The sequence below is a fragment of the Haloarcula onubensis genome (assembly GCF_031624605.1).
GTDB lineage: Archaea > Halobacteriota > Halobacteria > Halobacteriales > Haloarculaceae > Haloarcula > Haloarcula onubensis.
Genome location: NZ_JAMQOS010000007.1, coordinates 136,528 through 156,911, shown reverse-complemented (window position 1 = coordinate 156,911; position 20,384 = coordinate 136,528). Strand labels below are relative to the sequence as shown.

Annotated in this window: 21 protein-coding genes; 9 read left to right on the top strand and 12 right to left on the bottom strand. The window is 69.4% G+C overall.

Features of this window, described 5'->3' with window-relative positions; translation table 11 throughout:
• Nucleotides 1-131 precede the first annotated feature (131 nt).
• Genes NDI86_RS18810 through NDI86_RS18800 form a run of 3 tightly spaced genes read right to left on the bottom strand, consistent with a single transcriptional unit; the run spans nt 132 to nt 1,565 of the window.
• Nucleotides 132-320, bottom strand: a complete 189-nt coding sequence (locus NDI86_RS18810; protein ID WP_310901877.1) for a hypothetical protein — start codon at nt 318-320, stop codon at nt 132-134.
• A 22-nt stretch (nt 321-342) separates the two neighbouring features.
• Nucleotides 343-897 (bottom strand): tRNA (cytidine(56)-2'-O)-methyltransferase, encoded by a 555-nt coding sequence (locus NDI86_RS18805; protein WP_310901876.1) that lies wholly within the window; start codon nt 895-897, stop codon nt 343-345.
• Complete coding sequence (locus tag NDI86_RS18800) at nt 894-1,565, bottom strand: DsbA family protein (protein WP_310901875.1); 672 nt, start codon at nt 1,563-1,565, stop codon at nt 894-896. Before NDI86_RS18800 ends, NDI86_RS18805 begins: the two co-directional genes overlap by 4 nt.
• 384 nt (nt 1,566-1,949) lie before the next feature.
• Between NDI86_RS18800 and NDI86_RS18795 the strand changes: the two genes are divergently transcribed.
• Both NDI86_RS18795 and NDI86_RS18790 read left to right on the top strand, forming a co-directional pair.
• The gene (locus tag NDI86_RS18795; RefSeq protein ID WP_310901874.1) at nt 1,950-2,876 is read left to right on the top strand and encodes an NAD-dependent epimerase/dehydratase family protein; all 927 of its coding nucleotides are present in this window, start codon (nt 1,950-1,952) and stop codon (nt 2,874-2,876) included.
• A 53-nt stretch (nt 2,877-2,929) separates the two neighbouring features.
• Nucleotides 2,930-3,247 (top strand): hypothetical protein, encoded by a 318-nt coding sequence (locus NDI86_RS18790; protein WP_310901873.1) that lies wholly within the window; start codon nt 2,930-2,932, stop codon nt 3,245-3,247.
• Here NDI86_RS18790 and NDI86_RS18785 read toward each other — a convergent pair.
• Nucleotides 3,244-3,699, bottom strand: coding sequence for a YbhB/YbcL family Raf kinase inhibitor-like protein (locus NDI86_RS18785; RefSeq protein WP_310901872.1), 456 nt, complete (start codon nt 3,697-3,699; stop codon nt 3,244-3,246). The two genes, NDI86_RS18790 and NDI86_RS18785, sit on opposite strands and share 4 nt — an antisense overlap.
• Nucleotides 3,700-3,773: 74 nt before the next feature.
• On the opposite strand from NDI86_RS18785, the gene NDI86_RS18780 reads away from it, so the two are divergent.
• Together NDI86_RS18780 and NDI86_RS18775 are read left to right on the top strand one after the other, a co-directional pair.
• Complete coding sequence (locus NDI86_RS18780; protein WP_310901871.1) at nt 3,774-4,565, top strand: DUF2797 domain-containing protein; 792 nt, start codon at nt 3,774-3,776, stop codon at nt 4,563-4,565.
• 51 nt (nt 4,566-4,616) lie between these two features.
• The gene (locus NDI86_RS18775; protein ID WP_310901870.1) at nt 4,617-5,024 is read left to right on the top strand and encodes a hypothetical protein; all 408 of its coding nucleotides are present in this window, start codon (nt 4,617-4,619) and stop codon (nt 5,022-5,024) included.
• Between the two features lie 51 nt (nt 5,025-5,075).
• On the opposite strand, the gene NDI86_RS18770 is transcribed toward NDI86_RS18775, so the two are convergent.
• The 5 genes from NDI86_RS18770 to NDI86_RS18750 form a co-directional block, all read right to left on the bottom strand.
• A complete protein-coding gene (locus NDI86_RS18770) occupies nt 5,076-5,426 on the bottom strand; it encodes a helix-turn-helix transcriptional regulator (RefSeq protein ID WP_310901869.1) in 351 nt (116 codons plus the stop codon).
• A gap of 100 nt (nt 5,427-5,526) precedes the next feature.
• Nucleotides 5,527-6,261, bottom strand: coding sequence for an NRDE family protein (locus tag NDI86_RS18765; RefSeq protein WP_310901868.1), 735 nt, complete (start codon nt 6,259-6,261; stop codon nt 5,527-5,529).
• A 46-nt stretch (nt 6,262-6,307) separates the two neighbouring features.
• Entirely contained in the window at nt 6,308-7,795 is a 1,488-nt protein-coding gene (locus NDI86_RS18760) for a class I adenylate-forming enzyme family protein (RefSeq protein WP_310901867.1), read from the bottom strand.
• Nucleotides 7,788-8,834 (bottom strand): mandelate racemase/muconate lactonizing enzyme family protein, encoded by a 1,047-nt coding sequence (locus tag NDI86_RS18755; RefSeq protein ID WP_310901866.1) that lies wholly within the window; start codon nt 8,832-8,834, stop codon nt 7,788-7,790. Before NDI86_RS18755 ends, NDI86_RS18760 begins: the two co-directional genes overlap by 8 nt.
• Nucleotides 8,831-9,784, bottom strand: a complete 954-nt coding sequence (locus NDI86_RS18750) for a 1,4-dihydroxy-2-naphthoate polyprenyltransferase (protein WP_310901865.1) — start codon at nt 9,782-9,784, stop codon at nt 8,831-8,833. Before NDI86_RS18750 ends, NDI86_RS18755 begins: the two co-directional genes overlap by 4 nt.
• 132 nt (nt 9,785-9,916) lie before the next feature.
• Between NDI86_RS18750 and NDI86_RS18745 the strand changes: the two genes are divergently transcribed.
• The 3 genes from NDI86_RS18745 to NDI86_RS18735 all read left to right on the top strand — a co-directional run bounded on the left by NDI86_RS18745 (nt 9,917) and on the right by NDI86_RS18735 (nt 14,848).
• Nucleotides 9,917-11,371, top strand: coding sequence for an ATPase domain-containing protein (locus NDI86_RS18745; protein WP_310901864.1), 1,455 nt, complete (start codon nt 9,917-9,919; stop codon nt 11,369-11,371).
• 3 nt (nt 11,372-11,374) lie between these two features.
• Nucleotides 11,375-13,165 carry a PAS domain S-box protein gene (locus NDI86_RS18740; RefSeq protein WP_310901863.1) on the top strand — a complete coding sequence of 597 codons (1,791 nt, stop codon included), beginning with the start codon at nt 11,375-11,377 and terminating at the stop codon, nt 13,163-13,165.
• A 72-nt stretch (nt 13,166-13,237) separates the two neighbouring features.
• Entirely contained in the window at nt 13,238-14,848 is a 1,611-nt protein-coding gene (locus NDI86_RS18735) for a long-chain-fatty-acid--CoA ligase (protein ID WP_310901862.1), read from the top strand.
• Between the two features lie 30 nt (nt 14,849-14,878).
• On the opposite strand, the gene NDI86_RS18730 is transcribed toward NDI86_RS18735, so the two are convergent.
• The gene (locus NDI86_RS18730; RefSeq protein WP_310901861.1) at nt 14,879-15,781 is read right to left on the bottom strand and encodes a 1,4-dihydroxy-2-naphthoyl-CoA synthase; all 903 of its coding nucleotides are present in this window, start codon (nt 15,779-15,781) and stop codon (nt 14,879-14,881) included.
• Nucleotides 15,782-15,863: 82 nt separating this feature from the next.
• Between NDI86_RS18730 and NDI86_RS18725 the strand changes: the two genes are divergently transcribed.
• Nucleotides 15,864-16,115, top strand: a complete 252-nt coding sequence (locus tag NDI86_RS18725; protein WP_310901860.1) for a DUF8066 domain-containing protein — start codon at nt 15,864-15,866, stop codon at nt 16,113-16,115.
• 63 nt (nt 16,116-16,178) lie between these two features.
• Complete coding sequence (locus tag NDI86_RS18720) at nt 16,179-17,093, top strand: J domain-containing protein (protein ID WP_310901859.1); 915 nt, start codon at nt 16,179-16,181, stop codon at nt 17,091-17,093.
• Here NDI86_RS18720 and menD read toward each other — a convergent pair.
• Both menD and NDI86_RS18710 read right to left on the bottom strand, forming a co-directional pair.
• The gene (menD, locus tag NDI86_RS18715) at nt 17,090-18,853 is read right to left on the bottom strand and encodes a 2-succinyl-5-enolpyruvyl-6-hydroxy-3-cyclohexene-1-carboxylic-acid synthase (protein ID WP_310901858.1); all 1,764 of its coding nucleotides are present in this window, start codon (nt 18,851-18,853) and stop codon (nt 17,090-17,092) included. The genes NDI86_RS18720 and menD overlap by 4 nt on opposite strands.
• Nucleotides 18,850-20,190, bottom strand: coding sequence for an isochorismate synthase (locus NDI86_RS18710; protein ID WP_310901857.1), 1,341 nt, complete (start codon nt 20,188-20,190; stop codon nt 18,850-18,852). The genes menD and NDI86_RS18710 overlap by 4 nt, the downstream gene beginning before the upstream one ends.
• Nucleotides 20,191-20,384 lie beyond the last annotated feature (194 nt).

The window sequence follows — 20,384 nt, the reverse complement described above, 5'->3', positions numbered from 1 at the left end:
GTGATTCGTGAACACTGCGTGTTCACTCACCTCCGGAGCGCCGTCGCCGTCGCTCCGTGACTCGCGAACAAACCGCGTTCGCTCATCTCCGCCTCGCTCGCGAGGCGAGGTTCGTTCGTTTCGACTACCTGCTACTCCGCCCAGGGACCGACACCGGCGAATCGGCCGAGCGCCCAGCCGACGGCGAAGGGCGAAAGGATTGCCAGACAGCCGAGGCCGACCCACCGAGCGGGCGGTGGCTGGCTGGCCAGATAGACGAGATAGACGGTTCCCAGAACGGGGACGAGTCGCGACGAGGAGAGGGCGTCGAGCAGGGTCATCTACGGACGGTCAGCGGCCGGGTCACGCGCCGTCCTCGACGTCCTCGGGGTCGACGACCTTCTTGCCGGTCGCCATCGGGACGACCACCTGCTCGGGGTCCTCCCACTCGCGACCGAGCTCGTCGCCCTCGTAGAGCCGGTCGAGAAAGACGGCGAGCGAGGCGATTTCGGAGTGGGGCTGGTTGGTCACCCCGACGTTGTAGTCGGCCCGTTCGTACACCTCGAAGGGCACCTTCTCGGCGCCGACGACGACCAGCAGCGGGTCACGCTCGTGGGCCCCGCGAATATCGCGCTCCACGTCCTGTATCGGCTCGCCGTACATCGTCAGGTGGACGACGGTGCCGTCGAAGTCGCGGACGACGCGCTTTGGCTCGTCGGTCGTCTCCACGTCGAAGGGGCCGCCAAAGCGGTCGGTGATGTCGACGACGGTGTCCGCACGGCTGCTGGCCGCGCCGGCGAGCAACACCCGGTCGGCCCCCAGCGCCCGCGCGGTCAGGCCGACGTGGGTCGTGATGCGCTCGTCCCGGCCCGGCCGGTGGCCCAGTCGGAGGACCGTCACCTCCGGCGCCCCCCTCATTGGTCCCTCGCGGCCTCGATGGCGTCCCGCACGGGTTCGTAGGCTATCTCGCTCCACTCCACCTCGCTGTCGTCGACGAACACCGTCGGCGTCCCGGACACGCCGCGGTCCTGCCCGGCCTGCCGGTCCGCCGTGACGGTCTCGTCGTACGTCCGGTCGGTCGCTGCCTGTCGGACCGCCGCCCCGTCGACACCGACGTCGTCGGCCAGCGAGGCGTAGGTGTCCGGGCCGAGGCTCGACTGGTTCGCGAACAGCGCCTCGCTGTACTCGAAATAGGCCTGGGGCCCGGCGGCGGCCTGGACCGCGCGGGCGGCGTTCGCGGCCTGCCAGGAGACCGTCTCGTCGACCGGGATGGGGAAGTCGTGGAACTCGTAGCGGACCGTCCCCGGTTCGAGGTAGTCGCTCGCCACCTGCGGGAACACCTCGAGCGAGTAGGTCCCACAGTGGGGACAGGCGTAGTCCTCGTAGACGGCGACGGTCACGTCGGCGTCGGGGTCGCCGGCCACCGGCGTGGGGAGGGCCCCATCCGTGGTCGGGGTCGATGTCGACGCGACGTCGCCGAGTTCGGGCGGTGTCGACGACTCCTCTCCGCCGGAGGAACACCCGGCGGTACCCGCGGCGACTGCGACACCTGCGGCGACGAACGCGCGTCGAGTGTACCGTTTCATACGAGAGGCAAGCCACGGGCGCTATATAACGCCGTTGTCCTCGCACCTTTTTCTGCGTCGGGTTCACGCTCCGCACGAACCACTCTCTGCTCACGGCGACGAAGTCGCCGTTCGCACGGTCAGCGTGACCTCCGGTCCCGCTAGACTCGAGAAACGTGCGCGAAAAAACGCGGTGGACCTCACTGACTCACGGGCGCAGGGCGCCCGTTCGTCTCTCGCGGTCGCAAGCGACCGCGCATTGCTCGGTCCCGTGAAACGGCTCCCCGACAATCTCTATTTCTCCCTCGGTCAGGCGAGTTCGACACACGGACGGCGATAGTAGCCGACCCAGTGACGCTCACGCCGTACCGCAACGCTATTTGTGACAGCTACTGGACTCGACGTATGAACCTGCAGGAGAAGCGAATCGTCGTCCTCGGGGGCGCCGGCTTCATCGGCTCTCACCTGGTCGACCGGCTGGTGGCAGACAACGACGTGCTGGTCGTCGACGACGGGTCGAACGGCCACAGCGAGTGGGTCCACGACGACGCCGACTTTCTCGGCGGGGACCTCACCGACGCCGCGGTCGTGGCCGACGCCATCACTCCCGAGACGGACCTCGTCGTCCACCTGGCGGCATCGAAACTCGTCGACACGGACACGCCCCGCCGGCAGTTCGACGACAACAGCGAGATAACGTACAACGTCCTCGAACGGATGGACGCGGTCGGCGTCGAGAAGCTGGTCTTTACCTCCTCCTCGACGGTGTACGGCGAGGCCCCGCGACCCACGCCCGAGGACTACGCGCCACTAGAGCCCATCAGCGTCTACGGCGCGACCAAGCTCGCCGAGGAGTCGCTCGTCTCGACGTACGCCCACAGCCACGACCTCCAGTCGTGGGTGTTTCGCTTCGCCAACATCGTCGGGCCGCGCCTGCGCGGCGCTGTCATCCCCGACTTCGTCGAGAAACTGCGCGAGGACCCCGATTCGCTGACGATTCTGGGCGACGGCCGCCAGGAGAAGTCCTACATGCACGTCTCCGAGTGCATCGACGCGATGAGCTACGCGGTCGAACACGCCGACGCCGACCACAACGTGTTCAACCTCGGCACCAGGACTACGACCTCAGTCGACCGCATCGCCGACATCGTCGCCGACGAGATGGGGGTCGACCCCGACTACGAACACACCGGCGGGGACCGCGGCTGGACCGGCGACGTGCCCCGGATGCGCCTCTCAATCGAGAAGCTCGCGGGGCTTGGCTGGGAGCCCGAGCAGTCGAGCGACGACGCCGTCCGTCAGTCCGCCCGCGAACTGCTCGCGGAGCTCTGAGCCGCCGCGGGACGACCGGAGGCTATTATACGGGCGGTCACACAGGGACTGGCATGGATATCACCTCGCGGGTCGCCGGTATCGAGACCGAGCGGGCCCTCTTTGCCGTCGGCGCCATTATCACCGGCGCGCTGACGGTGGTCGTCTTCCGCAGCGGCAACGAGGACCAGGGCGCTCTGTTTGCCACGTTCGCCATCTACCTCGGCGGTGCGGCGACCCCCCTGATACGGGACAATATCACGCAGTACAAGCGTACGGGGGCTATCGCGCTGGGCGGCGTCGGTATCGCCGCGCTCGTCATGGGCATCGACTCCGGGCTCCCCTACCTGTTCATCATCGGCGCTATCGCCGCGCTGTTCAACCTCTTCTAGGCCGGATACGTCCCCGTCAGCTCCGCCTTTCCGACCATGTGGCCGCTGGCCGCGTCGTAGATGTCGTCTTTCGTCGCGTCGGGCGGGAGGGCCAACTCGGTGTCCAGCGCGTACAGCAAGAACCGGTAGGTGTGCTCCCGGTCCGGCGGGTTCGGGCCGCCCCAGCCGGTCTCGCCGTAGTCGTTCTGGCCCTCCGTCGCGCCGGTGGGCGTCGCCCCCTCGGGAATCGACTCGGTCTCCGGCGGGATATCCCAGCAGAGCCAGTGGTTCCACACCTTTCCCGCCGGTTCCTTCGCGTCGGGGTCGTCCACCACGAGCAGAAGCGTCTCCGTTGCGGACGGCACGTCGCGTATCTCCAGTGGCGGGCTGACGTTCTCCTCGGTGTAGCCGTGTTTCGCGGGGATTCGCTCGCCGTCGTCGAACGCCGGACTCGACAGTTCGAGGTCGGCCATGGCCGACGTTGGCACGCCACGGACAAAAGCCCCGTCCCGGTAGCCATTTGCCCGTCGGCTGCCAACGCCGGAGCGTGCAAGTCGTCGGCTACCGCGCCCGTGTCGACGACCACGCCGCCCTCCTGGTCGCCGAGGACGGCGCGGTCACCGTCGAGCGGCTGGACCCCGGGACGGAGCTGTCTTACCGGCTCGGCGAGCGCCACTGCGCCGGGGCGGTCGAATCCGTCGCTTCCGAATCGGACGCCGGCGGCCCCGACGAGATGGTCCACCACGGCTGTGACGCCGCCGACGCGCCCTACTGTCCGGAACACACCAGCCGCTGGCCCTGCGCTCGCTGTACCGGCGACTGCGGGAAACCAATCGCGGCCTGCGACGAGGAACACGCCGTCTATCTGGCCGCCTTCGCGCCCGACACGGTGAAAGTCGGCGTCACGCGCTCGTGGCGCCTGGAGACGCGGCTCCGCGAGCAGGGGGCCGACCGCGCGGCCCACCTCCGGACCGTCGCGGACGGTCGCATCGCCCGTCAGGTCGAGGCCGACATCGCCGTCGAATTGGGCGACCGGGTCCGCGTCCCGACGAAGATAGCCGGCTTCGCCGAGGCGGTCGACGAGTCGTTCTGGGAGTCGCTGTGTGCCGCGTACGACCCGCTGGAGACCTACGACTTCGACTACGGCCTGGCCCTGGCCGACCGCCCGCTGGCCGAGACGCTGGCGACCGGCACCGTGTGCGGGACGAAAGGGCGCGTCGCCGTCGTCGAAAATGCGGGCAGCGTCTACGCCGTCGACCTGCGTGACCTCGTCGGCTACGAGGTCAGCGGCGGCGGGACGGAACGGGAGCTACAGTCGAGTCTGGGCGCGTTCGGCTGAGACGGACCTGACACGACAACCCTTTTCCGCGGGCCAACCGAACCCGGATTCATGGCAGACGACGAGCCCGAGACAGGCGACGAGGCGACCGAATCGAACGAGGACGGCGAGGAGAAGTCCTTCCGCGAGCGCGTCGAGGAGATTCGACAGAAGCGCGCCGAGGAAGGCGAGGGCGACGGCGACGGCATGAGCCGCGAGGAGCGCATGGAAGAGATGATGGGCGGCGGTGGCGGCCCCGGCGGCATGGGCGGGGGCGGCAACCCCTTCGCGCAGATGATGGGCGGCATGATGGGCGGCGGTCCCGGCGGCATGGGCGGCGGCCCCGGCGGTGCGCCCGGCCCCGGACAGGAAGAGAGCAGCGACAACGAGGAGATGGTCCGCGAGATGCGGAAACTCCGCGACGAGGTCCACGACATGCGACGGACGCTGGACCGCATCGCCGACGCGCTCGAGAACTGAGACCGTCGGAGACGCGATTTCTTCCGTTTCGACGCGTCAGCCAGCGGCCGCTCAGTCGTTGTACGCCAGCGTCATGACCCACTGCGAGAAGGTGTCGTCGTGCGGGTCGACCTCCTCGTCGCCGATGAACGGAGAGAGCTGGTCGCCGGCCATCAGAAGCGAGAAGTCGAGGTCCCGGGCCGCGGGCGTGAGGAAGTAGGTGTTGTGGCCCTCGTAGACGGTGTCCTCGCGCTGGATGAGCCCCTTCTCGAAGAGGGACTCGACGATACGACTGCCCTTCCGGGAGGAGACGTCGAGGTCTTTCCAGAAGTCGCTCTGGTGGATGCCGCCGGACTCGCGGATGAGTTCCAATCCGGCCCGCTCGTCCTCTGAGAGGTCCGCCTCCGACGTTGCCGAACTCATATACTTCTACGTCCGCCGGTCGGCCGCTTAAATCTGGCCTTCGGCCCGAGAGACACAATCGAGGTGGCCGGCCCTGTCTTTGAGAGCCGGACCTCCGGGACTAGATACCGCTCACAGGTCGATAGTCGGTCCGACAGGGCGGGCCGTCGGCGAACTCGTACCGTTCGCCGTCGCCCAGCGCGACGAGCGACGACGACCGGGTCCCGAAGCCGTCGCCGTGGACGCAGACGCCGTAGTCGTGGTCGGCGATGGTCTCGCCGGCCCGGTCGAGCCACGAGTCGACCCCCTCGCCGGGTTCGACCTGCATGACCTCGCGGAGTCGGTCGGCGTTGACGGCCTGTTGCTCGCCAGCGTCCGGCCGGGAGCTCGGAATCCGGTAATCACCGTCGGCGCCGACGTTGACGACGACGTGGACGCCGGGCTCGAAGTTCCGCACCGCAAGCTGGCCGTCCCACTCGAGCAACAGAGCGGCGTTCGCGTCGGCCAGCAGGAGGTTGAAGCCGGCGTACTCCGCCTCCCGGACGGCCCCTTCGACGGCGCGGGCGGCGTCCTCGGCGCTCTCGTGGCTCAGGCAGTCACGGACGAGGAGGCCCCGCGAGCGCTCGCCGGCGAGGTCGGCGTCGACCCAGCGGTTCGTGACGGCGACGAGCAGCCCGTGTTCGTTGTACCCCTCCCAGGTCCCCTCGGCTTCGGCGTCGGCCGGAGCGACGGCCTCGGCGCCCCACTGGCGGCGGTCGGGCGGCTCCGAGGGCCGGTCCAGCAGTTCGTCGCGGTTGGCCGCGAACGCTATCGGCGTGTCTTCGAACACCTGCCAGGCGAGGACGATGGTACACACGGGCGGGCGTACGCGCTCGGGGGAGAAAAGCGACGTGCCCGGCTGGCTACGTCCTCAGCAGCCGTCGGACGGCGTCCCGGTCGACCGTGCCCGAGGGCGTCCGGGGCAGTTCGTCGACGACGCGAACGGTCTTTGGCACTTCGTGCGGGGCGAGTTCGGCGCGGCAGTGGTCCCGGACCGTCTCCGGGTCGGTCGCCCCCACCACCAGCGCAGCGACGCGCTGGCCCCACTCCTCGTCGGGGAGGCCGACGACGGCGGCGTCTTCGACGCCGTCCAGCGCCCGGATAGCGCTGGCGACCGCCCCCGCCGCGACGTTCTCGCCGCCGGTGACGATGCGGTCGTCGACGCGGCCGACGACCCAGAGGCGACCGTCCTCGTCCCGGTAGCCCAGGTCGCCGGTGTGAAAGCCCCACTCGGAGAACGCCGCCGCCGTCGCCTCCTCGTCGAGGTAGCCCGGCGTCACCGTCGGGCCGGAGACGACGAGTTCGCCGCGCTGGTGGGGCCCGGCCGGGTCGCCGTCGGCGAGGACGGTGACCGTCGTAGACACCAGCGGCTGGCCGACGGTGTCGCGGTGCTCCCCGGCCGTCTCGGGGAGGGCCGTCGCAATCTGTGAGGCGGTCTCGGTCATGCCGTAGGTCGGACAGACCGGAATCCCGCGGTCGAGACAGCGCTCGACCAGTTCGGGGGCGGCCGGGCCGCCGCCCAGCAGGACGACCCTGAGCGCGTCGCTCGGGACCCAGCCGGCGTCTACCAGCCGCTTGCACATCGTCGGCACGAGCGAGACGCCGGTGACGCCGTGTTCGTCCATCGCTCGGGCCGTCGCGTCCGGTGTAAACTCCCGCTGGACGACGACTGCGGTGCCGTACAGCGCCGACCGGACGAACGGCGCCAGCCCGCCCATGTGGTAGGTCGGGAGCGAGACCAGCCAGCGGTCGCCCGGCAGCGTCCCCAGCCGGAACGCCGACGCGGTCGCGCTCGCGACGAGGTTGCCGAGCGTGAGCCGGACGCCCTTCGGCTCGCTCGTCGTGCCCGACGTGAACAGAATCACGGCCGTGTGGTCCCGCGATAACTCGACCGGCGCCAGGTCCCACTCCGGCGCCGTCCCCTCGAGCTGTGCGGCGACACCGCCGGTGGGTTCGTCGACGGAGGCCACGGGGCAGTCCGCGACGTCGGCCGCGAGCGGTTCGGTCTCGCGTTCACAGACCAGCAGGTCGGCGTCGAGGGCCTCTAGCTGCGCTCGCAGCGTCTCCGGCGCGAGTTCCACGTTCAGCGGCGCGAACGTCCGGCCGGTCCGCATGGCGGCGTGGAGCAACTGGGCGACCGCCGGCCGGGTGTCGACCAGCGCCGCGATTGGCCCGTCCTCGCCGTCGGTTGCGGCCTCGAACGCCGCCGCGACCGAATCGACGGCGGCGTCTAGGTCCCGGTAGCTCCGTTCGCCGCCGCCGTCGGCGGCGACCAGCGCGGTCCGCTCGGGCGTCGTCGCGGCGCGGTGGGTCAGTAAATCGCGGGCGGGCCAGTCGACTGGCTCACGCATCCTGACGCACCTCCGCTGGGTCCACGCCGAGCCCGTCGGTCTGTGGGACGGTCATCTCGCCGTCGGTGACAGTGGCCGGGTCCGGCGCGAGGTCACCGCCCAGTCGGTCGCCCGTGGCCAGCCCGCAGGCGCCGATATCGGGGACGGCCGCGGCGACGTGCAGCGCCGCCAGTCGAGCGACGACGCCGTCGATGGTGGTGGTGACGACCGGCTCGATGCCCCGCTCGCGGGCCCGCAGCGCCAGCGTGTGGGCGTTGCCGGGGCCCCCGAGCGCCATCGGCTTCAGTATCAACACGTCGGCGGCGTCCGCGGCGAGGACGGTGTCTGCCCGCTGGTGGGCGAGCGACTCGTCGAGTGCGACACCCACGGGGCCGCCCCGCAGGTCGGCGTGGCCCGCCAGGTCGTCGGCCGCGAGGGGCTGTTCGACGTACGCGACCCCGAACTCGGCGAGGGCGTCGAACGCCTCGCTCGCCTGTTCGCGGCTCCAGGCCCCGTTGGCGTCCGCTCGCAGCGTCACGTCGGCGCCGACCCGCTCGCGGACCGCGCGCACCCGGTCGACGTCGGCCGCGACGGCGCGAGCGCCCACCTTCAGCTTGCAGCAGTCGAAGCCGCCGTCGACGGCTCGCTCGACCGCGTCGGCCGTCTCCGTCGGGTCGCCGTCGCCGACGGTGGCGTTGACCGGCACCGACTCGCAGCGACGGTCGGCGTCGAACCACCGGTAGAGCGGGACACCGTCGGCCCGCGCGTCCGCGTCAAGCAGCGCGGTCGCGAAGCCGTGGCGCGCGGCGGGGACGGTGTCGGCCGCGAGTTCGAGCATCGCGGCGGTGTGGCCACCGCTGACCTCGGCTTCGGCGGCGCGGTCGAGCGCACGCTCGCAGTCGGCCAGTGACTCCGTCCAGCCGGGGAGCGGCGTCGCCTCCCCGATGCCGGTCTCGTCCCGGTGGTCGTAGCGGACGAGAAAGCCCTCGCGGGCCTCGATAGCCCCGCTTGCGGTCGCGAGCGGGCTGGACAGCCGCAGCGAGAACGGTTCGGTCCTCATAGCAGTTGTGGCACCGCCAGCCCGAGCGTAAAGAGCAGCGAGTGGGCAAAGAGGGTCTGTCCGACCCGTTCGAGCGTCGGGTTCAGCGCCTCGCCGTCGGTCCGAGTCAGAACGGTTCGGCTCATGCCGACGGCCAGCGGGAGCGTCAGCAGCGGAGCCAGCGCCCCGAGCCCGTAGGCCGGGTCGAGCGCGAACAGTATCGGGACGACGTAAGCCATCCCGACGAGCGCGAGGAACTCCGCTCTGCTGGGGCCGTAACCCAGATACACCGCGAGGGTCTTCTTGCCGGCGGCCCTGTCCGTCTCGCGGTCGCGGACGTTGTTGACAACGAGGATAGCGGTCGAGAGCCCCGCGGCCGGGAGGCTCGCCACGACGGCGTCGACGGGGACGGAGCCGGCGGGCAGCGTCGTCGGGAAGGTGCCGACGGCGGGCATGCTGGCCACGGCCTGGACGTAGTAGGTGCCGGTGACGGCGACCAGACCGAAGTAGACGAACACGAAGAGGTCGCCCAGCCCGCGGTAGCCGTAGGGCAAGGGGCCGCCGGTGTAGAGGACGCCGGCCGCGATGCCCGAGAGGCCGACCACCACGATAGGGACGCCGCCGATGGCGACCAGCGCGACGCCGACGGCGACGGCCAGCGCGTAGGTGAGTATCATCGCCCGCTTGACCGACGCCGGTTCGATGAGGCCGCCGGCGGTCACGCGGGTAAAGCCCTCCCGCTCGTCCGTGTCGGCGCCCTTGACGGCGTCGTAGTAGTCGTTCGCGAAGTTCGTCCCGACCTGGATGAGCAAGGCCCCGACCAGCGCCGCCAGCGCCACGAGCGGTTCGAACACGCCCGCGTGGACGGCCAGGCCCGCACCGACGACGACCGGCGCGGCGCCGGCGGGGAGCGTCTGTGGCCTGGCGGCCATGAGCCAGGCCTTGCGTTTCGAGACCGTCGCGGTACTCATTGGCCGAATATTGGCTCCACGCCACAAATCGGCTGTGGTTCGCGCCACGGAAGCGTATCGGCCGGTAAAATGCACGCCGACAGAACCTAATATAAGAACTACACTTTTATGGTACCATACAATAGAGGGGCTATGAGTTCCCCACAGCGGGGTCGCGTCTCGTCCGGGCTCGCCGGTCTCGACGAGATTCTCCAGGGCGGTTTCATCGACGAACGGACCTACAGCATCCGCGGCGGGTCGGGGACGGGCAAGACGATTCTCGGCTATCACTTCCTGACGGCCGGCGTCGAAGCCGACGAGACGGGGCTGTACTTCGCGTTCGAGGAGACGGCGAAAGACATCACCCGAAACGCCGAGTCACTGGGATTCGAGCTCAGTGACGTCGAAATCGTCGACATGAGCCCCTCGGCGACGGAGTTCATGGAGGACGGGAACTACACGGTGTTTGGCCCCAGCGAGGTAGAAGGCGACCAGATGGTCTCCCGAATCGGCGACGCGGTTGGGGAACACGACCCGGACCGTGTGTTCATCGACCCGCTGACCCTGCTGCGGCATCTCACGCCCGACGAGTTCCAGTTCAAGCGGACCGTCGCGTCGCTGATGAGCTACCTGAAAGAGCGGGGTATCACGACGCTCTTTACCACCCAGCGGACCAGCGCCGGGACCGACGAGGACCTCCAGTACCTCGCCGACGGGTCGATACGGCTGGAGCGGTTCGAGAGCGGCCGGCGGCTCGAAGTCGAGAAGTTCCGCGGGTCGGGGTTCCGGAGCGGGAAACACGGTCTCCGCATCGACGCCGGGCGGGGGCTGTCGGTGTTTCCGAGCCTGGTTCCCGGGGACCACGGACAGCGCTTCGACTACGAGACGCTCTCGTCGGACATCGACCGGCTCGACGAACTGCTGGGCGGCGGTATCGAGCGCGGGAGTATCACGCTAATAAGCGGCCCGAGCGGCGTCGGGAAGTCGACGACGGGGGCGGCGTTTGCCAGCGCGGCCGCCCACCGGGGCGAGCGGTCGGCCGCGTACCTCTTCGAGGAGTCCCGAGACAGTTTCGTCCACCGGTCCGAGGCGGTGGGGTTCGACGTGCGCGACCGCGCGGAGAACGGCGACTTCGAGATACACCCCGTCGAACCGCTCGCCGTCTCGGCCGACGAGTTCGCCCACAGGGTGCGCACCGCCGTGGAGGAGCGGGACATCCAGTTCGTCATGCTCGACGGGACGGCCGGCTACCGGCTGGCGCTACAGGACCCCGAGTCCGAACTCAGAGGGGAGCTCCACGCGCTCTGTCGGTACCTCCGGAACATGGGCGTGACCGTCCTGCTGACCGACGAGGTGACGTCGGTCACCGGACCGTTCCAGGCCTCGGACTCGCACGTGAGCTACCTCGCGGACAACGTCGTCTTCCTTCGGTACATCGAGGTCGACGGCGAGATACGGAAGGCCATCGGCGTGTTGAAGAAGCGCTTTGGCTCGTTCGAGTCGACGCTGCGGTCGTTCCGCATCGACGGCGAGGGCGTCCACGTCGGTGGGGCCCTCTCGGACCTTCGCGGCGTGCTGACCGGGACACCCACGCGCGACACAGAGTGATCGATGTTCGACACCTCGATTCAGGAGACGGACTCGTTTCTCGCCAGGTCGATGCGGGTCCTGCTGAGCATCGCCAGTCCGCGCGACCGTGAACTGCTGGCCGAGCAGTTGCGGTCGGCGGGTCTGACCGTCGTCAGCGCCGCCGACGACGACGGGTCGATACCGCAGTTCGACCTCTGTGTCGTCGACAGGCGGACCTACCCCTCGGTCGCGGACACCATCGAGGCGCGACGCGAGGCCCTCGGCGTCGTCCAGCTCCCGGTCCTCATGGTGCTCGGACCGAACGAGTCGGAGCGACGGGTTCGCCCGTACTGGGACAGCATCGACGACGTGTTCTCCGTGCCGACCTCCCGGGAGGTGTTTCGCCACCGGCTGGACGGGCTGGTGAGCACGCGTCGACAGTCCGAGCAACTGGCGCTGTTCGCCCGGGCGATGGACGACGCACAGACCGGTATCTGTATCGCCACCGCGGGCGGCGACCAGGAACTGGAGTACGTCAACGACGCCTTTCTGGAGATAACGGGCTACAGTCGCGAGGAGGTGCTGGGGCGGAACTGCCGGTTCCTGCAGGGTCCCAGGACCGAGGCGGAGCCGGTTCGGGAGCTTCGGCGAGCAATCGACGAGGAACGAGCCGTGAGCGTCCAGCTCAGGAACTACCGGAAGGACGGCGAGATATGGTGGAACGAGCTGAAGATAGCGCCGGTGTACGGCGAGGACGGCGTGACCCACTTCGTCGGCTTCCAGGAGGACGTCACCGACAGCGTCGCACAGACGAAGGCGCTCCGTCGCTACGAGGAGATAGTCACCGCCGCCGGGGAGCCCATCTACGCGCTTGACAACGACCTGCGGTTCACGCTCGTCAACGACGCGATGACGCGGTTGGCGGGGAAGTCGGAGTCGGAGATACTGGGCCGACAGGTCGAGGCGGTGCTCGGCAAAGACCACGCCGAGGTGCTCGGAGCGGCGGTGCTCAACCTCGCAGAGTCGGACACTCACCAGCAGACCATCGGAACGGTCGTCGAGGACACACAGGGGCGGAGCCGACGGTTCCAGACCACCGTTGCCCGCCTGCCGACCGAGGAGTTCGAGGGAGTCGTCTGCGTGAGCCGCGACATCACCGAGGACAGGGAGCGGGAGTCGCGGCTCTCGGTGCTCGACCGCGTCCTGCGACACAACCTGCGGAACAAGCTGATGGTGATACAGGCACAGGTCGAACAGATACGGTGGCACAGCGACAGTGACCCCATCGTCGATTCGGCGGATACGGTCGAACGGACCGCCGAGGAGCTACTCGAACTGGCAGAGACGGCCCGGGAGTTCAAGCGGACCGTCGACCCCGCGGAGGACGACGGCGTCGGTCCCGTCGACGTCGGGAGCCACCTCTGTCACGCGGTCGAGGAGACCGGCGTGGAGTACGGCGAAGCGACGATACTCGCCGACGTGCCCAGGCCACTGTGGGCGACGGCCCACGACTCCTTCGAACTCGCGATGACGGAGCTACTGGAGCGAGCCGCGACTGCTGGGGAGGAGGTCACGGTCAGGGTGGCGCTGACAGCCGACCGGGACGAGGGGGACGTCCACATCAGCGTCAGCCACGACGGCACCGGACTGCAGGACGTGGAACTGGAGGCGCTGAACTCCGGTATCGAGTCCGACCTCCAGCACACCCAGGGACTGGGGCTGTGGTTCGTCCGCTGGATGGCGGTAAACAGCGGTGGGACGTTCAGTATCTCGAACACCGACTCCGGGACGAGCGTCGAACTGACGCTGCCGCTGGCCGACCCGCCCGAGTGAGGCCGCCGTCCCGGGCCCGACGGCGACCAAAAGACAGAATTCTTATATAACGATTGTTCGTATTTATTTCCGATGGAGAAGCCACTCCTCGTGACAGACTTTCTGGACCGTGCGCGTCGCCACTACGGCGACGAAGAGGCCGTCGTCGCCACCACCGGCGAGCGCTACAGCTACGACGAGTTCGGCGCGCGCGCAGACGGGTTCGCCGCGGCCCTCGCGGCGCGCGGTATCGGGAAGGGGGACCGTGTAGCCGTGCTCGACCCGAACACCCACTACCACCTCGAAGCCGCCTACGGCATCGTGCAGCTCGGGGCGGTCCACACGCCGCTGAACTACCGGCTCGTCCCGGACGACTTCGAGTATATCCTGACCGATGCGGGCGTCGATGCCATCTACGCCGACTACGAACACGCCGAGAAGATAGAGGCCGTGCGCGAGGCGGTCCCGACCGAGACGTTCGTGACGAACGACGCCGACGCCGTCGACGGCGACTGGGAGTCGTTCGACGACCTCGTCGAGACGGACGCCACCTTCGAGCGCCCGGCGATGGACGAGAGCGACGTCATCACCATCAACTACACCTCCGGGACGACGGGGGACCCGAAGGGGGTCTGTCGCACCCACCGCACGGAGACGCTCCACGCCTACATCGTGAGTCTGCACCAGGAGATACGGGACGACGACGTCTACCTCTGGACGCTCCCGATGTTCCACGTCAACGGCTGGGGTCACATCTACGCGATAACCGGGATGGGCGCGACACACGTCTGTACGCGCGGGGTCGACGCGGGCGGCATCTTCGAGACCATCCGCGCCGAGGACGTCTCCTACCTCTGTGGCGCGCCCACGGTGCTCAACATGCTGGTCGACTACTACGACAGCCACGACGTGGTGACGACCGGCGACAGCGACGTCCGTATCGGCACCGCCGGCAGCGCCCCGCCCGAAGCGGTCATCCGTGCCGTCGAGGACGACTTCGGCTGGTATCTCAAACACGTCTACGGCGCGACGGAGACGGGGCCGCTCATCACCACCTCGGACGCCCGCCGCTTCTTCGACGACGACGGCGACGACCGCTTCGCCATCAAGAAGCGCCAGGGACTGGGCTATCTCGGGACGGAGGTCCGAGTCGTCGACGAAGACGGCGAGGACGTGCCCGAAGACGACGCCACGCTGGGCGAGGTGGTCGTCCGGGGCAACCAGGTGATGGACCGCTACTGGAACAAGCCAGAGGCGACCGAGGATGCGTTCACGGACCGCATCGAGGGGTACTACCACACCGGCGACCTGGCGACGGTCGACGAGCACGGGATGATAGCCATCCGCGACCGGAAGAAAGACATCATCATCTCCGGCGGCGAGAACATCTCCAGCATCGAACTGGAGGACACCCTCTACGAGCACGACGCGGTCGCCGACGTCGCGGTCATCCCGGCCCCCAGCAGCGAGTGGGGCGAGACGCCCAAGGCATTCGTCGTTCCGGCGTCGGGCGACCCGGACGACCCCGGCACCGACGTCGACGAGTTGGTGGCGTTCACCCGCGAGCACCTCGCGAACTACAAGGCCGTCAGCCGCGTCGAGTTCGTCGAGGCCCTCCCGACGACCGCGACCGGGAAGGTCCAGAAGTACGAACTCCGACAGCGCGAATGGGACGAGGAAGACCGGATGGTCGGCGAGGGGTGAGCGTCACCCAGAGGGCGACGAGAACGTCACTCAGTAGTGCCAGGGCTCGTCGCTGAAGTCGGGCGCCCGGCCCTCGTTGAACGCGTCACGGCCCTCCTGGGCCTCGTCGGTCATGTACGCCAGTCGGGTCGCCTCGCCGGCGAAGACCTGCTGGCCGACCATGCCGTCCGAGTCGAGGTTGAACGCGTACTTCAGCATCCGCATCGCCGTGGGCGATTTCTCCATCATCCGTTCGGCCCACTCGATGGCCGTGTCCTCCAGTTCGTCGTGTGGCACCACCTCGTTGACCATCCCCATCTCCGCGGCCTCCTCGGCCGAGTAGGTCTTTCCGAGGAAGAACACCTCACGAGCCTTCTTCTGACCGATTTGCCGGGCGAGATACGCCGAGCCGAAGCCGCCGTCGAAGCTGCCCACGTCGGGGTCGGTCTGGAGGAACTTCGCGTGCTCCTCGCTCGCGAGCGTGAGGTCACAGACCACGTGCAGCGAGTGGCCGCCGCCGACGGCCCACCCGGGGACGACGGCGACGACGGGCTTGGGGATGTGGCGAATCTGGCGCTGGACCTCCAGAATGTGGAGCCGGCCGACGTTCTCGGGCGCGTCCTCGCGGCCGATATCGGCATCAGCAGCATACTCGTACCCGCTCTCGCCCCGAATCGACTGGTCCCCGCCCGAACAGAACGCCCAGCCGCCGTCCTTCTCGGAGGGGCCGTTGCCGGTTATGAGGACACAGCCCACGTCGGTGAGCCGTTTGGCGTGGTCGAGCGCCGTCGACAACTCGTCGACCGTCTCCGGCCGGAAGGCGTTGCGTTTCTCCGGGCGGTCGAAGGCGATGCGGACCGCGCCGGTCTCCGTCGAGCGGTGGTAGGTGATGTCGCTGAAGGCGAACCGGTCGACGGCGTCCCAGCGCTCCGGGTCGAAAATCTCTGAGACCATACTGTCGATGCGGGGTGACGGCGGCAAAAGCGTCCCGGTGGTGCGAAACAGTTTTTTCGGCGTCGTCGGTGGGTCTACGCATATGTCCTCCACAGGTAGCCAGGGGACGCGTATCGCCCTGGCCGTCCTCTCGGTTCTCGTGATGGCGTACAGCCTGATTATCGCCCAGCAGATACTGCTCGGGCTGCTGGTCGTGGCGATTCTCTGGCTCGGATACGTCTTCTATCAGTTCATCCGGGTCCTCTCCCGCATCGCGACGTCGCTGGAGCAACTGGTCGAACAGCAAGTCGAGAACTCCGCCGAGGGCTGGGACCGAACAGACGACGGCCGGTAGCGGGCAACACCGGCCTGAAGTTTTATACCGCGATGTTGCCGACTACGTACCAGCCCGCTCGCTATGACCGAGACCTTCTACGAGGTGCTCGGCGTCGCCGAGGACGCGACGACCGACGAGATAGAGACCGCCTATCGGGAGCGGCTCAAGGAGACCCATCCCGACGTGAGCGACGACGAGGACGCGGGCCAGGCGACGAAGACCCTCATCGAGGCCCGCGACGTGCTCGTCGACGAGGCCGAGCGGGCGCGCTACGACCGGGTCGGTCACGACGCCTACGTCGGGGACGGCACGCCCTCGGCGGGCGACGCTGCGGCCGAGGCCGCCGAGGCCGGCGACGAGCGCGACGGCCAGTCGGGAGATACCGTGTCGGGCGGAACGCGGAGTCAGAACCGGGCCAGACGGGAACGGCGGGCGAGCGAGCGCGTCCGCCAGGAGCGCCGGCGGGCGCGGGCCGAACGGCAGCGACACCGGTCGGCCCCCGGTGACGACGGGAGTGACCGCGAGGACGCGTCGGCAGCGGCGAGAGCGAGCCCCAGCGACACGTCCTCGACTGGCAGCCGGAACGCGGGAGCCACCGACACGACCAGCGCGACGGCGACCGGCAACACCTACAGCGTCCGCGAGGACGTGACCACACCGGCGAGCTACGGCCCGCTGTTGCCACGTGGTCGACAGCTCACCCTGCTCGGCCTCTTCTTTCCGCTCTATCCCGTGTTGCTGTTCTCCGCGCTGTTGCCGGCGTTCCCGCTGTTTGTCAACCTCGTACTCGGCGCGTGTACGCTGCTTGTGGTCGCGTATCTCCAGTCGATGCCCCGCGTTTCCCTGTTGCTGTTTGGCGGCTGGAGCGGTATCAGCGTCCTCGGGCTCGGGATGTCGGGTATCGGCTACGTCTCTGTGGTGGGGCTCGTCGTCCTGGCCGGAACCGTCCTCCCGTTCGGGTTCTCCGTGCTGACGGCGGCGGCGCTGCGGTACTAGAGGGCGTCGACGAGCCGCCGCCCGAGCGCGTCACGCCGGGCGTGGCTCTCCGCGGCGTCGAAGCTCACCGAGAGGACCTGTGTGCCCTCGCTTTCGACGGAGCGCTCGAACGCGTCGCGGAACCCCTCGCGGGTCTCGACGCGCTCGAAGGCAAGCCCGTAGAGGTCGCCGGTCGGCTCGAAGTCAAGCCCGTGGGGCGTCACGAACTGGTCCTCGAAGGTGTCGTGGTCGGCTATCGGGAGCATGTGGAAGATACCGCCGCCGTCGTTGTCCACGAGGACGATGGTCGCGTCCACGCCACAGCGCGAGAGCGCGAGCAGCCCGTTCATGTCGTGGTAGTACGCCAGGTCGCCCGTGACGAGCACGAGCGGGTCGTCGGTGGCGCTGCCCGCGCCCAGCGCCGTGGAGGTGACGCCGTCGATGCCGCTCGCGCCCCGGTTCCCGAGGACGGTGAGGTCGGCCTCACGGGGCTCGCCGAAGCGGTCGAGGTCGCGCACGGGCATGCTGTTGGAGACGAACACGGTCGCCGGGTCGGGCGCGAGCCGTGCCACGTCGGCCAGCACGCCGCCCTCCCAGTACTCGCCGGCGAGCGCGTCGGCGACTATCTCCCAGTGGGCCTGCTCGGCGCGCCGGAACCGCTCGGTCCACGCGGGGTCGCCCCGTTCGCGGACTCCGTTGGCGACGGCCCGTGCGGTGGCGTCTGGGTCCGCCACCAGCAGGTCGCTCGCGGTGAACGTCGCCTCCGTCCAGCGCCCGCTCGGGGCCACCACGAACTGCCGGCAGTCGGCGTCCCGGAGGGAGTGGCGCAGCGGCTTCGACGTGGGCGAGGCCCCGAAGCGCAACACCACTTCGGGGTCGGGCCAGTCGGCCGCGGCGTCGGTCCCGAGGTAGGCGTCGTAGCCGCCGACGACCGGCGCTCGTTCGGTGTGGGGGCCAAAGCGGAGGTCCGAGAGCGGGTCCGCGAGCACGGGGAACCCGGTCGCGCCGGCCAGCGCTTCGAGCGCGTCGGCACCGAGTCCGCCGTCGGCCGGGCCCGCGACGACGAGGCCCCGGTCGGCTCTCTCGGTGGCAGAGACGACTTCCGAGAGTGCCCCGTCGTCGAGTTGGCCGGCGCCCTGTGCGGTCGTCACGAACGGGCCGTCCCGGCCGTCGGCCGCGAGGCGGTCGCCGTCGGCCCAGTCCTCGGGCACGCCATCGCGGTGGTCGTCGGGGACCGGCGTGGGTTCCAGCGGTTTGCGGAACCGACAGTTGAGGTGGACCGGTCCGGGGTCGGCCCCGGTGCTGTTCGCGAGCGCCCGCGCGACCGTGGTCCGAAGCATCCGGACCTTGCGCGGTTCGGCCTCGGGTTCGGGCATGTCGCGGTAGAAGCGGACGGCGTCGCCGTAGAGCTTCTCCTGGTCGATGGTCTGGTTCGCGCCGCTGTCGGTGAGTTCCGGCGGGCGGTCCGCGGTCAGCACGAGCAACGGAACACCGGACTGACTCGCCTCGATGACCGCCGGGTGGTAGTTCGCCGCCGCGGTCCCGGAGGTACAGACGAGCGGCGTCGGCTTTCCCGTCCGCTTGGCCCGCCCGAGCGCGAAAAACGCCGATGCGCGCTCGTCGAGGTGCGAGTACACCCGGAGGTCCGGGTGCTGGGCACAGGCGACCGTCAGCGGCGTCGACCGGCTCCCCGGCGAGACGCAGACGGCGTCGACACCGCCGGCGACAAGCTCCTCGACCAGCGTCCCGGCCCAGAGGGTGTTGGCGTTCGGGTAGCTCATTCGAGTTCGTCCAGCATCGGTCGGTACTTCAGCTGCACTTCGTCCCACTCGCGGTCGGGGTCGCTGTCGGCGACGATGCCCGCCCCGGCGAACAGCGTCGCCGTGCGCTCGGCGGCCACGGCGGAGCGAATCCCGACGGCGAAGGTGCCGTTGCCCGCCGCGTCCACCCAGCCGACCGGCGCGGCGTACCAGCCGCGGTCGAACGCCTCCGTCTCGCGAATCGTCCGCAGCGCCTCGCCCGGCGGCAACCCGCCAACGGCGGGGGTCGGGTGGAGCGCGTCGACGAGCGAGAGGACGTGTTCGTCGTCGGCGAGTTCGGCCGTAATCGAGGTCCGGAGGTGCTGGACCGTCGCCAGCCGGCGAACGGTGCGGTCGCCGATACGGACCGAGCTGGCGAACGGTTCCAGCTGGTCCCGGATGGCCTCCGCGACGAGTTCGTGTTCGTGGATGTCCTTGGTGCTGTCGAGCAACTCGGCGGCGAGCCACTCGTCTTCGGCCGGCGTGTCACCGCGGCCGGTCGACCCGGCCAGCGCTTCCGTCCGGACGGTGCGACCCCGCAGCGAGACCAGCCGTTCGGGGGTCGCCCCGTAGAACGTGCTCCCGTCGGCGGGCGAGAACATGAACCGGTAACAGTCGGGATACGTCTCGGCCAGCCGAGCGAAGACGTCGGGGACCGACAGCGCCGACTGGAGGTGCACCCGCAGCGCCTGCGCGAGGACGACCTTCTGGAGCCGCCCCTCCTCGACGCTTTCGAGCGCCCGACCGACCTGTTCTCGCCAGCCCGCCTGCGAGGGGTCGCGCTCGCGGGCGCCGATACCGGGTCTGCGCTTGGCGTTGACCGCCGGCTCCTCGGCCAGGCGGTCCTTCCAGGTGGCGAGCAGGGCCTCGGCGCGGTCGGGGGCGTCCTCGCCCGCGGCCGCCGTCGTGAGCCAGCGGCGCCCGTCCCGTTCGGTCACCTGGACCTCGGGGAGGAAGAAGGCCGCGCCCGGGAAGTCCGTCCAGGGCGAGTCCTCGCCGTCGTGGTCCCCGTCGTGGAAAGCGAACCCGCCGAACAGCCGCGGCCGGGCCACGCTCGGGAGCCCGCCCGTCGGCGTCTCGCAGGCGTCGAGCAGCGCCGCGGCCGCCGCGCGCACGTCCTCGAACCGCGACGACCCCTCGGCGGTCACCGTGGCGGCGCCGCCGGCGGCGGCGATAGACTCCGTCGGTGTCGCCCATCCGAAGCGTGGTCGCTTCTCGGCCTCCAGGACAGTCCGGACCGAGCCCGGACCGAGTCGGCACCCGCGTGTGACGACCGTCGTCTCACCGACCGTCGACTGCTCACCACGCAGTGGTTCCATCACGTCGCCCTTAGGAGCGGGCCCCTTTGAGCCTGACTATAGGGACTGTGCCACCGTATCCGGGACGAACGCCGGCCAGCCGTCGCCACGTCCGGCAGATGGGTACAACGGCCGGTGTAAGTCGCCGGTCGCCGTTCAAAACGGTGAACGGTCCCGACGGGACCGGAGTAATCGAGACTTTCCGGCCTCGCGGG

Bases quoted from the DNA above. Each gene is read 5' to 3' on its own strand.
- NDI86_RS18810 (WP_310901877.1), bottom strand. From the start codon at position 320: ATGACCCTGCTCGACGCCCTCTCCTCGTCGCGACTCGTCCCCGTTCTG.
- NDI86_RS18805 (WP_310901876.1), bottom strand. From the start codon at position 897: ATGAGGGGGGCGCCGGAGGTGACGGTCCTCCGACTGGGCCACCGGCCG.
- NDI86_RS18800 (WP_310901875.1), bottom strand. From the start codon at position 1,565: ATGAAACGGTACACTCGACGCGCGTTCGTCGCCGCAGGTGTCGCAGTC.
- NDI86_RS18795 (WP_310901874.1), top strand. From the start codon at position 1,950: ATGAACCTGCAGGAGAAGCGAATCGTCGTCCTCGGGGGCGCCGGCTTC.
- NDI86_RS18790 (WP_310901873.1), top strand. From the start codon at position 2,930: ATGGATATCACCTCGCGGGTCGCCGGTATCGAGACCGAGCGGGCCCTC.
- NDI86_RS18785 (WP_310901872.1), bottom strand. From the start codon at position 3,699: ATGGCCGACCTCGAACTGTCGAGTCCGGCGTTCGACGACGGCGAGCGA.
- NDI86_RS18775 (WP_310901870.1), top strand. From the start codon at position 4,617: ATGGCAGACGACGAGCCCGAGACAGGCGACGAGGCGACCGAATCGAAC.
- NDI86_RS18770 (WP_310901869.1), bottom strand. From the start codon at position 5,426: ATGAGTTCGGCAACGTCGGAGGCGGACCTCTCAGAGGACGAGCGGGCC.
- NDI86_RS18760 (WP_310901867.1), bottom strand. From the start codon at position 7,795: ATGCGTGAGCCAGTCGACTGGCCCGCCCGCGATTTACTGACCCACCGC.
- NDI86_RS18755 (WP_310901866.1), bottom strand. From the start codon at position 8,834: ATGAGGACCGAACCGTTCTCGCTGCGGCTGTCCAGCCCGCTCGCGACC.
- NDI86_RS18750 (WP_310901865.1), bottom strand. From the start codon at position 9,784: ATGAGTACCGCGACGGTCTCGAAACGCAAGGCCTGGCTCATGGCCGCC.
- NDI86_RS18745 (WP_310901864.1), top strand. From the start codon at position 9,917: ATGAGTTCCCCACAGCGGGGTCGCGTCTCGTCCGGGCTCGCCGGTCTC.
- NDI86_RS18740 (WP_310901863.1), top strand. From the start codon at position 11,375: ATGTTCGACACCTCGATTCAGGAGACGGACTCGTTTCTCGCCAGGTCG.
- NDI86_RS18735 (WP_310901862.1), top strand. From the start codon at position 13,238: ATGGAGAAGCCACTCCTCGTGACAGACTTTCTGGACCGTGCGCGTCGC.
- NDI86_RS18730 (WP_310901861.1), bottom strand. From the start codon at position 15,781: ATGGTCTCAGAGATTTTCGACCCGGAGCGCTGGGACGCCGTCGACCGG.
- NDI86_RS18725 (WP_310901860.1), top strand. From the start codon at position 15,864: ATGTCCTCCACAGGTAGCCAGGGGACGCGTATCGCCCTGGCCGTCCTC.
- NDI86_RS18720 (WP_310901859.1), top strand. From the start codon at position 16,179: ATGACCGAGACCTTCTACGAGGTGCTCGGCGTCGCCGAGGACGCGACG.
- menD (WP_310901858.1), bottom strand. From the start codon at position 18,853: ATGAGCTACCCGAACGCCAACACCCTCTGGGCCGGGACGCTGGTCGAG.
- NDI86_RS18710 (WP_310901857.1), bottom strand. From the start codon at position 20,190: ATGGAACCACTGCGTGGTGAGCAGTCGACGGTCGGTGAGACGACGGTC.